The organism is Glutamicibacter soli, assembly GCF_003309065.1.
Classification (GTDB): domain Bacteria; phylum Actinomycetota; class Actinomycetes; order Actinomycetales; family Micrococcaceae; genus Glutamicibacter; species Glutamicibacter soli.
Genome location: NZ_POAF01000006.1, coordinates 304,660 through 316,526, shown reverse-complemented (window position 1 = coordinate 316,526; position 11,867 = coordinate 304,660). Strand labels below are relative to the sequence as shown.

10 protein-coding genes and 1 tRNA gene are annotated in these 11,867 nt (G+C 65.7%); 6 read left to right on the top strand and 5 right to left on the bottom strand.

Annotated features, from left to right (window positions below; translation table 11 throughout):
• Window positions 1-51 precede the first annotated feature (51 nt).
• Complete coding sequence (locus C1H84_RS13935) at window positions 52-2,142, top strand: prolyl oligopeptidase family serine peptidase (protein WP_113607701.1); 2,091 nt, start codon at window positions 52-54, stop codon at window positions 2,140-2,142.
• Between the two features lie 63 nt (window positions 2,143-2,205).
• Window positions 2,206-2,297, top strand: a tRNA-Ser gene (locus C1H84_RS13930).
• A 509-nt stretch (window positions 2,298-2,806) separates the two neighbouring features.
• Here the strand turns inward: C1H84_RS13930 and C1H84_RS18305 are convergent.
• From C1H84_RS18305 to C1H84_RS13920, 3 genes are all read right to left on the bottom strand, one after another.
• On the bottom strand, window positions 2,807-2,965 hold the full coding sequence (locus tag C1H84_RS18305; protein WP_157359297.1) for a hypothetical protein: 159 nt from the start codon (window positions 2,963-2,965) through the stop codon (window positions 2,807-2,809).
• A gap of 122 nt (window positions 2,966-3,087) precedes the next feature.
• Window positions 3,088-4,017 (bottom strand): hypothetical protein, encoded by a 930-nt coding sequence (locus C1H84_RS13925; RefSeq protein ID WP_113607700.1) that lies wholly within the window; start codon window positions 4,015-4,017, stop codon window positions 3,088-3,090.
• A gap of 30 nt (window positions 4,018-4,047) precedes the next feature.
• A complete protein-coding gene (locus C1H84_RS13920) occupies window positions 4,048-6,168 on the bottom strand; it encodes a RecQ family ATP-dependent DNA helicase (RefSeq protein WP_113607699.1) in 2,121 nt (706 codons plus the stop codon).
• 146 nt (window positions 6,169-6,314) lie between these two features.
• Between C1H84_RS13920 and C1H84_RS13915 the strand changes: the two genes are divergently transcribed.
• From C1H84_RS13915 to C1H84_RS13900, 4 genes are all read left to right on the top strand, one after another.
• Entirely contained in the window at window positions 6,315-7,748 is a 1,434-nt protein-coding gene (locus tag C1H84_RS13915) for a phosphomannomutase/phosphoglucomutase (protein ID WP_425323568.1), read from the top strand.
• A gap of 9 nt (window positions 7,749-7,757) precedes the next feature.
• Window positions 7,758-8,228 (top strand): hypothetical protein, encoded by a 471-nt coding sequence (locus C1H84_RS13910; protein WP_047117962.1) that lies wholly within the window; start codon window positions 7,758-7,760, stop codon window positions 8,226-8,228.
• A gap of 91 nt (window positions 8,229-8,319) precedes the next feature.
• A complete protein-coding gene (locus C1H84_RS13905; protein ID WP_047117963.1) occupies window positions 8,320-8,772 on the top strand; it encodes an RrF2 family transcriptional regulator in 453 nt (150 codons plus the stop codon).
• Between the two features lie 152 nt (window positions 8,773-8,924).
• The gene (locus tag C1H84_RS13900) at window positions 8,925-10,100 is read left to right on the top strand and encodes a globin domain-containing protein (RefSeq protein ID WP_047117964.1); all 1,176 of its coding nucleotides are present in this window, start codon (window positions 8,925-8,927) and stop codon (window positions 10,098-10,100) included.
• A gap of 79 nt (window positions 10,101-10,179) precedes the next feature.
• Here C1H84_RS13900 and C1H84_RS13895 read toward each other — a convergent pair whose 3' ends face one another.
• Both C1H84_RS13895 and C1H84_RS13890 read right to left on the bottom strand, forming a co-directional pair.
• A complete protein-coding gene (locus tag C1H84_RS13895) occupies window positions 10,180-11,295 on the bottom strand; it encodes an alpha/beta fold hydrolase (RefSeq protein WP_113607697.1) in 1,116 nt (371 codons plus the stop codon).
• The gene (locus C1H84_RS13890; protein WP_047117965.1) at window positions 11,292-11,819 is read right to left on the bottom strand and encodes a PadR family transcriptional regulator; all 528 of its coding nucleotides are present in this window, start codon (window positions 11,817-11,819) and stop codon (window positions 11,292-11,294) included. The genes C1H84_RS13895 and C1H84_RS13890 overlap by 4 nt, the downstream gene beginning before the upstream one ends.
• Window positions 11,820-11,867: the final 48 nt, after the last annotated feature.

Here is an 11,867-nt window from a genome sequence, read left to right as displayed (position 1 = left end):
TAGGGTATTACCCTCCGGCGCACGTTCCGCACCGAGCCTTAGACTGTGAGCATGACTGACCGTGCTTCCACCGCCGCCCATCTGCCCGATACCTATACCTGGCTCGAGGGAATCCACGATGCAACCGCCTTGAACTGGGTCCGACGGCAAACCGAACGCACCGAGGCCGAGTTGTACGACACCGAGTTCGACGGCACCGTCCAGCGCATCAAGACCGTGCTGGATTCCCAGGACCGCATCCCGATGGTCACCAAGCGCGGGAACCACTACTACAACTTCTGGCGCGACGCCGAGCACCGCCTGGGCTTGTGGCGCCGCACAACCTGGGATTCCTACCTGACGGACTCGCCCCGATGGGAAACCCTGCTGGACCTCGACGCCTACGCCGAGCAGCAAGGCAGCGAGTGGCACTTCGCCGGCTCGCAGCTGCTGCGTCCCGCCGAAGGCGAACCGCACCGTCGTGCCCTGATCCGGCTCAGTCCCGACGGCGGCGACCAGGTGCGGGTGCGCGAATTCGACCTGGATGCCCTCGACTTCCCGGAGGACGGCTTCGACCTGCCCGTCGCCAAGACCAACGTCTCCTGGATCGATGCGGACACCCTGCTGGTCGGCTCCGCCACCACCGAGGCGAACACGACGCGCTCCACCTACGCCAGCACCCTGCGGCGGCTTTCCCGCGGGGCGGACCTCGAAGCCGCCGAGGTCGTCTACGAGGTGGATCTGGCGCACGTGGCAGCTTTCGGCTACTTCGACTCCACCCCGGGATTCGAGCGGATCGTCACCACGGATGCCATCGACTTCTACAACTCGCGCACCGGCGTGATGCTCGGCTCAGAGCACCGGATTATCGAGGCGCCCACCGATGTCGAGGTCAGCCTGCACCGCGAGTGGCTGCTGCTGGCCCCGCAGACCGACTGGACGCACCTAGGCCAGCTGATCCCCGCCGGCTCGCTGGCTCTGGCCAAGCTTGAGTCGTTCTTGGAGGACGGCACGCTGGAACGGCTACTGTTCACCCCGGATGCCAGCACCTCGCTGCAGTCGCTGAGCTTCACTGCGAATTATGTGCTGCTGACGGTCCTGAAGGACGTTGCCGCGGAAGTCCGCGTCATCGACTTGATCAAAAATTTTGATCAGTCCACGCTTCCGCTGGAAGACCCGATGCTCAGCGTCTCGGTGGCCGCGGTGGATGACGAGGATGGCGAACGGCCGGACGACTACTGGATGACCATCACCGGTTTCATAACGCCAACCACGCTGCTGCGGGGCACCGTGGGCGGCGGCCAGGCTGCCGTCAAGACCTCGCCCGAGCGCTTCGATGCCACCGGATTCGAAGTCACGCAGCATTTCGCGCGGTCGGCCGATGGAACCAGGATTCCCTATTTCCAGGTCTCGGCCCGGCAGATGCCACTGGACGGGAAGAACCCGGTGCTCATGGACGGATACGGTGGGTTCCAGCACAGCATGATTCCCGGTTATGCACCGGCCATGGGCGCCGGATGGCTCAGCCGCAGCACCGCCAGCGGCCGCCGCCCGGTCTATGTCATGACCAACATCCGCGGCGGCGGGGAATACGGCCCGGCCTGGCACCGCGCGGCGCTGCGGGAGAAGCGCCACCGCGCGTACGAGGACTTCGCGGCCATCGCCGAGGATCTCGTGGCCCGAGGAGTCACCCGGCGGGCGCATTTGGCGGCCACCGGCCGGTCCAACGGCGGACTGCTCATGGGCAACATGATCTCCGGATACCCGCGGCTGTTCGGCGCGATCTCCTGCGGGGTCCCGCTGCTGGACATGCAGCGCTACACCCAGCTGGCCGCCGGGCATTCCTGGATTGCCGAGTACGGCGATCCCGAGGTCGAGGAGGACTGGAAATTCCTGCGCACCTTCTCCCCCGTCCACCGGCTCTCGGACCAGCCGCACGCGCACGACGACTATCCGGCGTCGCTGATCTGGACAACGACCTCGGATGACCGGGTGGGACCGTCGCAGGCACGCGTCATGGCGGCCAAGATGATGGATCTGGGCATCGAGAACGTGCGTTATCACGAGCCGGACGGCGGTGGCCACGCAGGGTCGACAGACAATGAATCCACGGCCAAGATGCTGGCGACCAGCTACGAGTTCTTATGGCGCCAGGTCAGGTAGAACCCTCGTTTTGGAACACGCGCCCATCTTCGGGTAGGCTTAATTCTGCTGGAAACAGCGGATGGACACGTGCCAGAGCGGCCGAATGGACTTCACTGCTAATGAAGGGTCGGGGTTAAACTCGACCGGGGGTTCAAATCCCCCCGTGTCCGCCAAAAACCCCCTAGATGACTAGGGGGTTTTGCTTTTAACAAGCTTCCTCCCCCGAGACTATCCGGCGCCGCGGTAAAGCGATCCGCACGTCCGGTTCCGGCATTCTCCAACTTAAATGGTCAGGCCCCGCAGAATCCTAACGAATCCTGCGGGGCCTACACGGTGAACACCCGGTCCCCCAACCAAATGTTCCAGCGACCAGAAGCATCCCCATAATGTCCAGTCAACCGCTTAACGCACTTCTGAGATTACCGCTCATTTCATCCCGAAGCAAGAAATATCGACCAGATCGCTAAAACTAGGTAGTTTGCAAAGACAAACTAGGTAGCGACGAGCCTCACGCTCTGGGTAGGAGCGTTTAAACCTTATTTGCTTGAAGAAAACAGTGAACAAGGACACTCTCGAGGAATTTTCCGCACGTCGGTTTCATAATTCCGGGCGCTTGTGGCGTCGCCGCTTCCGGATACGCGAAAACCCCGGGTCTAAACCCGGGGTTTTCGCAAAGCACTATCTATTTGAGGTTGCGTTCAACGTCGTGAGCCGTCTCCTTGACCTGGTCTTCAGCCTGCTTGAGGTTTTTGGCTGCTTCGGCATTGAGCAACTCGTTGCGCAGTGCGTCGTCGCCGATTGTCTCGCCCGGCTGGGACCTGTCGGCCTTCTTGTCTGACATGGTCGATCCCCTTCCACAATTCGTTGCGGCGAAATGTGGAATCCAGACTAACAAGTCATTTCCACTGGTACAACGGCGTGTCCCCAACGTTCATGGATCTCCCAGTCGCGCGATGCCGGCACCTAGTCCTGGCGCTTGACGAACGTGCGCAGCATGTTCTGCACGATGTCGTCCGGCAGCGAGGTGTGGCGGGCGATGATGTCGGTCATGCTCTGCAGGTCGTTATCGGCGATGGCGTCGAAGAGCGCCTCGCGTTCGGCTTCCGGCAGATCTGCTGCGTCGAAGTGCACCGGACCGTCGGGTCCCTGGCCCTCGAAACGGAAGTCCGCCACATTGCCCTGGATGTTGTCTCCGGACATCGGCGAGGAGGCGATCATGCGCTCCAGGTCTTCCAGCGGCAGCCCCGTGTAGCCGTGCAGGACACTTGCGGCGCCTGCGAAGTTCGAATCGCGCAGCATGGAAAACAGCTGGTCGTATTCATTGGGCGGAAGCTGCTCGCTGGAGAATTCACGCTGCTCTCCGTCGAGTTCGAACGCCATCTTGAAGTGGGTGGCGCTTGGCTCGGATTCGGAGCCGAACTGGTCATGCCATTCCTGCGGAATGACCCAGGAATCCTCGGAAGACGCCGGGCCTTCCGCAGGGAGCTGCTCTGCCTGGGCGGGCTCGGAAGCCGGGGTTCCCTCATCGATGGCGGTCTGCGCTTCCAGCTTTTCGCGCAGCGCCTGAATGTCCTCTTCGCTGACCGGAAGCTCCTTGGCCGGTGCGGTCTGCGGGTACTTGTCGAGGCTGCGCACGGCAATAACGCAGTTCTTCACCGTATCGCCGGTCACCGCGCGGTAATTCTGCACCGCCCCCATGACATCGCCCTTGGCGAGGTTACGGTAGATGGCGTTGCGCGAGGCATCGTCCAGTTTCGCGTTAGCCGCCTGCGCGGCCTCACGCGTCACCGCTTGGGCAACTTCCGCGGAGTTCTTCTTGCGAAGCGACTGCAACCCGAGGTAGCCCAGGCCAATCACGGCAATGATGACGATGAGCCAGATGAGAAATTCCATACATCCAGCGTACTTCGTTTAACTGAACATTTACCCAGCGATTCCCAAAGTGAAAGGCAAAACACCGGGAGCCCCGGCGATGCGCAGGGCCCTTCCGGCCATGGCCAAGGACCACCGCGAATCGGTCAGGTCGTCGACCAGCATGACCGGCCCCGGGGCATTGGCCAGCAGCGCCTCGAGCGGTTCCGGGATCTCGAAGGCATCGGCCACCGCCGCAACACGGAAGGCCGAGTTGCCGCCCGGCCCGTTCTGCGGCGGCTTCCCCCGGTATTCAAGCTGTCCCAGGTACCTCAGCCGACCCACGGCGGCCAGCTGCTGCGCGAGCGAGGTGACCAGCTGCGGGCGGGTGGAGGACGGCATCGCCACCACGCCCACCGGGCGCTGTTCCCAGTTCCATTCCGAGAGCACCTTGATGCAGGCCTCGAACATTGTCTTGTCGATCGGGCGGTCGGCGGGATCGGCGAAGAGCTGGCGCAGCCGGTTGCCCCAGCCAAGATCGGTCAGGCGCGCCAGCGCCCGGCCGATCGAGACCTGCTCGTCCTCGGGAATCTTGCCCTTGAGCGTGTGCCCCAGCCGATTCAGTCCAGAGGGATAGAGCTTGCGCGGTTCGATGCTCACCCCGGCGCGTCCCAGGGCATTTTGCGCGTTGTCCTTGGACTCTTCGGGAATGTGGTCGTTGTACCAGGCGCCGGCGCAGTTGTCGCAGCGCCCGCAGGCAGCGGAGCGCGGGTCGTCCAACGACGCGGTCAAAAACTCCATGCGGCAGCCGCGGGTGTTCTCGTAGTCGATCATCAGCCGCTGTTCGTGCACGCGGCTGGCGGCCACGCGCTTGTAGCGGTCAGCGTCGTAGGACCAAGGCAGGTCGGTACGCATCCAGCCGCCGGCCACGCGTTCCACGGCGCCGTCCACGGCCAGCACCTTCAGCAGCAGTTCCAGCGGGGAACGGCGCAAGTTCACCGCGCTCTCCAGCGCCGGGACGCTCATCGCTCCGTCGGCCTGGCCCAGCGCCTCCAGCACCGCGGTGGCGCGCACCTGGTCAGGCATGGAGCTGGTGGCGAAGTACTCCCAGATCTCAGCGTCGTCGGTCCCCGGGAGCAGCAGCACGTCGGCGTTGATGCTGCCGCGGCCGGCGCGGCCGACCTGCTGGTAGTAGGCCACCGGAGAGCTGGGGGCTCCGATGTGGATCACGAAACCCAGATCCGGCTTGTCGAAGCCCATGCCCAGCGCGCTGGTGGCGATCAGGGCCTTGACCTCATTGTTTTTCAATGCCGCTTCCAGGCGTTCGCGCTCTTCCAGATCGGTGCGCCCGGTGTAGGCGGCCACCTGGTGGCCGGCTTCGCGCAGCATCCGGGCGATGTCCTCCGCGGCGGAGACCGTCAGCGTGTAGATGATGCCCGAACCGGTGAAATCCTCGATATGGCTCAGCAGCCAGGCCAGCTGCATGCGCGGGGACGGCAGCCGCAGCACCCCCAGGCGCAGCGAATCGCGGGCCAGCGTGCCGCGCAGGGTGAACACTTCCCCCGCTCCCCCGGCCAGCTGCTCGGCCACGTCCTCCACCACCCGGGAGTTGGCCGTCGCGGTGGTCGCCAGCACCGGCAGCCCGGCAGGCAGCTTGTTGATCAAATCGCGGATGCGGCGGTAGTCGGGGCGGAAGTCGTGGCCCCAGTCGGAGATGCAGTGCGCCTCGTCGATCACCAGCAGACCCAGTCGGTCCAGCAGCATCGGCAGCTGCTGTTCGCGGAAGGACGGGTTGTTCAGCCGTTCCGGGGAGACCAGCAGCACGTCGATCTCGTCGCGTTGCAGCTTCTCCAGGATCTCGCGCCATTCAAGCACGTTCGCGGAGTTGATCGCCGCGGCGCGCACCCCTGCACGTTCGGCGGCGGTCACCTGGTCGCGCATCAGCGCCAGCAGCGGGGAGACGATCAGCGTCGGCCCGAAGCCCTGCTCGCGCAGCAGCAGAGAGGCGATGAAGTACACCGCGGACTTGCCCCAGCCGGTGCGCTGCACCACCAGGGCGCGGCGGCGCTGGGCCACCAGCGCGCTGATCGCTTCGAACTGGCCGTCGTGGAACTGCGCGTCCGGGTTGCGCACCAGGGCGCGCAGCTTGGCCGTGGCGGAGGACAGCAGGTCCGAGTGCAGTGAGGCATCCATGCCCCCAGTATTTCAGTTCCCACCCACGAAATGCCCGCACCGCACGCGCGCTGGGGATCCGCGGTGCGGCACGGGCCTGAAATGTAAGGCAATTCCCATGGTCCACGGCGTGATCCACCGGCCAACGTGCCGTTCCAGCCGGTAGGCTGAAAGATGTGAGTGAAGAAATTGATCTGAGCCAGAGCTTCAAGGCTTACGACGTGCGCGGCATCGTCGGACAGTCGCTGAACGCCGAAGCAGTGGAGGCCATCGGCGCGGCCTTCGTCGACATCCTGGGCCTGACCGGGGACACCGTGCTGGTGGGCGGCGACATGCGCCCCTCCTCGGCCGAATTCTCCGCGGCCTTCGCCCGGGGCGCCACCTACCGCGGCGCCAACGTGGTGATGCTGGGGCAGATCTCCACCGACGAGCTGTACTTCGCCTCCGGCCAGCTGGACGCCGCCGGCGTCGTCTTCACCGCGAGCCACAACCCGGCCCAGTACAACGGCATCAAGATGTCCAAGGCCGGCGCGCTGCCGATCTCTTCGGACACCGGCCTGTACGACATCCGCGACCTGGCCCAGCAGTACCTCGACGAGGGCCTGCCGGTCTCCTCCGACGCCCCGCAGGGCTCGGTCAGCCGCCGCGACGTGCTGGCCGACTACTCCGGCTACCTGCGCAGCCTGGTCGACCTGTCCGCCATCCGCCCGCTGAAGATCGTGGTGGACGCCGGCAACGGCATGGGCGGGCTGACCACCCCTGCGGTGCTGGGCGACGCGGTGCTTGACGGCCTGCCGCTGGAAATAGTGCCGCTGTACTTCGAGCTGGACGGCACCTTCCCGAACCACCCGGCCAACCCGCTGGAGCCGGAGAACCTCAAGGACCTGCAGGCGGCGGTGCTCAAGCACGGCGCGGACCTGGGCCTGGCCTTCGACGGCGACGCCGACCGCTGCTTCGTCATCGACGAGCGCGGCCTGCCGCTGTCCCCGTCGGCCATCACCGCGCTGGTGGCAGTGCGCGAAATCGCCCGCGTGCAGGCTGCCGGCGAGGCAAGCCCGGTGGTCATCCACAACCTGATCACCTCCAAGGCAGTGCCTGAATTCGTCACCCGCGCCGGCGGCACCCCGGTGATGACCCGTGTGGGCCACTCGTTCATCAAGGCGGAGATGGCCGAGCAGGGAGCGGTCTTCGGCGGCGAGCACTCGGCCCATTACTACTTCCGCGACTTCTACAATGCCGACACCGGCATGCTGGCCGCCATGCACGTGCTGGCGGCGCTGGGCGGGCAGGACTTGCCGCTGTCCCAGCTGGGCGCCGAATACGAGCCCTACGTCGCCACCGGGGAGATCAACTCCGAGGTGGAGGACAAGGCCGGGGCCACCGCCCGGGTCGTGGCCCGCTTCGAGGGCCAGCCGGTGGAGATCTCCACCATGGACGGCACCACCATCGCCGCGGCCGACGGCAGCTGGTGGATCAACCTGCGCCCGTCGAACACCGAACCGTACCTGCGGTTCAACGGCGAGGGCGCGACCGCAGAAATCATCGAACCGATCCGCGACGCCGTGCTGGCGATCGTGCGCCAAGAACAGCCAACCGACTAGGGGACAGCCATGAACTTCGAATCACTGGACGAAGGCGTCAAGGACGCGCTGAACAAGGTGCTGAGCACCGCGCTGGGCGTGGCCCGCGAGCAGCTGGAGGAGCAGGGCGTCTTCCTGCCCTTCGCCATCGGCCTGGAGCCGCAGGAAGGCTCCGACGAGGGCGAACTGCGCCTGATCGCGGTGCCGCCGACGGACGACCCGGAGGATCCGGAAGCCGACATCGACACCGAGGCCATGGCCGCGGACCTGGTGGAGGTGCTCAACCAGCAGGGCACCCATTTCGAGGCCATCGCCATCGCCTCGGACGTGCTGCTCCAGGAGAACGACCAGGACGCCATCCACGTGGTGGCCGAGCACAAGGTCGGCGCCGCGCTGGCCATCGTGCAGCCCTACCTGATGCCGGCCGAGCCGGGCGGCGAGTGGACCTTCGAGGACCCTGCCGCCGAAGCCGCAGAAGCCGTCTGGGCCAACGCCCGCTAAAACGAGCCCGCAACAACTTCACGCCCTCCGGCCGACCAGCAGTGACCTGCACCGCTGACCGGCCGGAGGGCGTCGTCGTAGACTGGAGAACATGAAACTCAGCGCCTTTGCCGATGTCTGCCTGCGGACCGTCATGGTGCTGGGCGCGCCCGGAGCCGGCCAGCTGACCAGCCGCGAGATCGCGGACCTGGTCTCGGTGCCCTACAACCACGTCACCAAGGCGGTCCTGGAGCTGCGCACGCTGGGCGTGCTGGACGTGGTGCGCGGCCGCAACGGCGGCGCCTCAATCACGCAGACCGGCCTGCAGACCTCGGTCGGCGCCCTGCTGCGCACCCTGGACAAGCGCGAGGACGTCGTTGACTGCACCGACCACGACGCGAACGGCAACTGCCCGCTGGCCGGCGGCTGCCGCCTGCGCGGCGCCCTGCGCGCGGCCCGCGAGGCCTTCTACGCGGCCCTGGATCCGCTGACGATCCAGGAGATCTGCGAGACTTCCCCGGCCATCACGCTGCTGCCTTTCCCCACCGTGCGACGCAGCGCGTAATCTTTCCCACCAGAAAACCACTAGTCAAACCGGAATTTTCCGGATGTGCCGCAGCTCAACTTGCAATTCGTTTCTACGTGGCGTAGAACTTAAAGCATAAATCTTGCATTTCAAATGCAAGATAAACCAGACACTCTCCGAGGAGATACACCATGCTGTCCACCCAGTCCCGCCCGGTCATCGAAGCAACCCTGCCGATCATCGCCGAACGAATTTCGAGCATCACCCCGAAGTTCTACCAGCGCATGTTCGCCGCCCGACCGGAATTGCTGGATGGCATGTTCTCCCGCTCGAACCAGAAGAACGGCACCCAGCAGCAGGCGCTGGCCGGATCCATCGCGGTCTTCGCCACCTACCTGGTCAACAACCCGGAAACCACCCCGGAGACCATGCTGTCCCGCATCGCCCACAAGCACACCTCGCTGGGCGTCGTCGAGGAGCAGTACGGCATCGTGTACGAGCACCTGTTCGCAGCCATCGCCGAGGACCTGGGCGACGCGCTGACCCCGGAAATCGCCGAAGCCTGGACCGAGGTGTACTGGCTGATGGCCCAGGCGCTGATCAAGATCGAGAAGGGCCTCTACGCCCGGCAGGCCAACGCCACCATCTACAGCAACTGGAAGCTCGTCGAGCGCACCGCGACCGGCGCGGATTCGGTCAGCTTCAGCTTCGAACCGGCCGATGACACCGCCGCCACCATCGCCAAGCCGGGCCAGTTCGTCTCCATGCGCATGCCGATGGCCGACGGCATCCGCCAGGTCCGCCAGTTCACCCTGAGCAACGACGTCGAGTCCACCACCCGCCGCACCGTCACCGTGAAGCTGGACGTGGACGGCGAATTCACCCCGGTCCTGCACAACTCGCTAAAGGTCGGGGACGTCGTGGAGCTGTCCAACCCGTACGGCGACCTGGTCATCGACACCGAGGGCGCCCCGCTGGTCATCGCCACGGCCGGCATCGGCTGCACCCCGAGCGCCGCGGCCCTGCAGACCCTGGCCGCGGCGGGCTCCACCCGCGAGATCACCGTGCTGCATGCCGACCAGGAGTTCGCTTCCTGGCCACTGCGCGAGCAGATGCTCGAATCGCTGGGCCAGCTGCCCAACGCCAAGATCCGCACCTGGTTCGAGCGCGGCGAGCTGCCCGAGGGCCTGGACGCCAAGGCCGGCTACATGGACCTGACCGATTCGCTGACCGCCGACAGCCAGGTCTATCTCTGCGGCCCGCTGCCGTTCATGCACGCGGTGCGCTCGCAGGCGCTGGCCGCCGGCATACCGGCCGAGCACATCCACTACGAGGTCTTCGGACCGGACGTTTGGCTCGCCGCCTAAGGCGCGCAGCCCACTAGACCGGAACAGCCCGGACTGGCCATATGGGGGTCCAGTCCGGGCTGTTCTGTCTGCCGGGAAACTATTCGGCGGAGCCGTCGGATTCGGAAGGCCGCTTGGCCACCGGGGGCTTCTTGGACAGCGCGCTCTTCAGGTCGAGCTTGCGCGGGTCCAGCTTGCGCGGATCAAGCCGGTCGGCGAAGCCCCTGGCCTTGGATTCCGGGGCGGGCTGGCCGCTATCGGCCGCGCCGGCGTCAGGGGCCTGCGCCGCGCCGGCGGCGGCTTCTGCTTCCTGCGGGTCGATTTCCTCCAGGGTGGAGGTGCGCTTGAACGATGCACCGCGCAGCTTGGGCTCCACCGGCTCACGCAGCACCTGGTGCAGCTGCTGCCCGGTGATCCAGCGGCGCAGCACCGAGTTGAACAGCAGCGGGTTCTCGATATTCCACTGGTGGTGCATGCCGGGAACCACGCGGATGGCCGCCTGCGGCAGGGCCTCGGCGATGGCCGGGAAGGAGCGCTGGACGAACTTCGGCTCGCTGGCGCCGGCCAGCACCAGGGCGGGACCGGTGTAGGCCGACAGGTCCGCCGGCAGTCCGCCGGAATCGAGGTCGCCCATGATCGCGCGCATGTTCTCCGGCTTGAGCTTGACCCCGTGCTCGGCGAACAGCTCGCGCTCGTTGTCCACCATGCCGTAGGCGCCAGCCTGGAACTTCCAATACCACTCGCTGCCGATCAGCTTCAGCTGCATACGCTGCACCGCCTTGGCCGCGGTGCCCAGCGGTGCGATCGACACCCCGGTGGCGAATACCGACTCGACCAGCTCCGGGTGGCGCGCCGCCACGTGCAGGGCGATGACGCCGCCCAGGGACATGCCCACCAGGTGGACGCCGCCCTCGGAAACCTCGTCAGCGATCAGCGCTGCGACATCGTCCGCCGCGGAGTCCAGGCCCTCCCAGTTCTCCTCGAACCGGGCGCCGAACGCCGGCAGATGCAGGGTGAGGATGTTGAAGTCCCCGAAGGCCAGCACCTGCGGATCCCAGCTCCAGTTGCCCACGTTGCCGCCGTGCAGGAAGACCAGGGTCTGCACCGGAGCGCTGTCCTCGGGCTTTCGGCGCGCCGGATGCACCTCGGGATAGTCGGTCGCGTCCCGCGCCGGATCGGCCATAGGGTTCTTTCCCTGGTCGTTGGCAGAGGTCATGGCAAATGCTCCAATACTGCGTCAAGCCACTCCAGCTCGGCGGCCTGTTGTCTGATTGCATGGTCCAAGGTGGCGGCCATGAGGAAGCTGCGGCGGTCAGCTGCCGCACGCATGTCGATCCCCTCGCGCTGGGAAAGGTAGTCGTCCAGCACGTATTGGGTGGCTTGGCGGCGTTCGAGCAGCAGCTGCTCGATGCCCTCGCGCTCCAGCTCCGCGGCGAAGAAGACCTGCCCCATGAACGGATCGCGTTCCGGGGAGCGGGCGGCCCCGCTGGAAAGCCACTGGTTCAGCACTTCCCGGCCGGCCTCGGTGATGTGGTGTTCCTGCCGGTCCGGATAGTTCGACTGGGGGACGGTGCGCACGGTGGCGTACCCCTGGTCCACCAGCTGGGCCAGGGTGCGGTAGATCTGCGCCTTGTCTGCATTCCAGAAGTGGTTAATAGAGGAGTCAAAATGCTTCTTGAGCTCGTAGCCGGTCATCGGCGACAAGCACAACAGCCCGAGGATCAATCGTGCCAAAACCATAACTTCATCTTTTCACAGTTAGTTGATTTTGCACCCACCCGCCCGGGC

Excerpts from the sequence above, each read along its gene's own strand:
- C1H84_RS13935 (WP_113607701.1), top strand. The coding sequence starts at position 52 with ATGACTGACCGTGCTTCCACCGCCGCCCATCTGCCCGATACCTATACC.
- C1H84_RS18305 (WP_157359297.1), bottom strand. The coding sequence starts at position 2,965 with ATGTCAGACAAGAAGGCCGACAGGTCCCAGCCGGGCGAGACAATCGGC.
- C1H84_RS13925 (WP_113607700.1), bottom strand. The coding sequence starts at position 4,017 with ATGGAATTTCTCATCTGGCTCATCGTCATCATTGCCGTGATTGGCCTG.
- C1H84_RS13920 (WP_113607699.1), bottom strand. The coding sequence starts at position 6,168 with ATGGATGCCTCACTGCACTCGGACCTGCTGTCCTCCGCCACGGCCAAG.
- C1H84_RS13910 (WP_047117962.1), top strand. The coding sequence starts at position 7,758 with ATGAACTTCGAATCACTGGACGAAGGCGTCAAGGACGCGCTGAACAAG.
- C1H84_RS13905 (WP_047117963.1), top strand. The coding sequence starts at position 8,320 with ATGAAACTCAGCGCCTTTGCCGATGTCTGCCTGCGGACCGTCATGGTG.
- C1H84_RS13900 (WP_047117964.1), top strand. The coding sequence starts at position 8,925 with ATGCTGTCCACCCAGTCCCGCCCGGTCATCGAAGCAACCCTGCCGATC.
- C1H84_RS13895 (WP_113607697.1), bottom strand. The coding sequence starts at position 11,295 with ATGACCTCTGCCAACGACCAGGGAAAGAACCCTATGGCCGATCCGGCG.
- C1H84_RS13890 (WP_047117965.1), bottom strand. The coding sequence starts at position 11,819 with ATGGTTTTGGCACGATTGATCCTCGGGCTGTTGTGCTTGTCGCCGATG.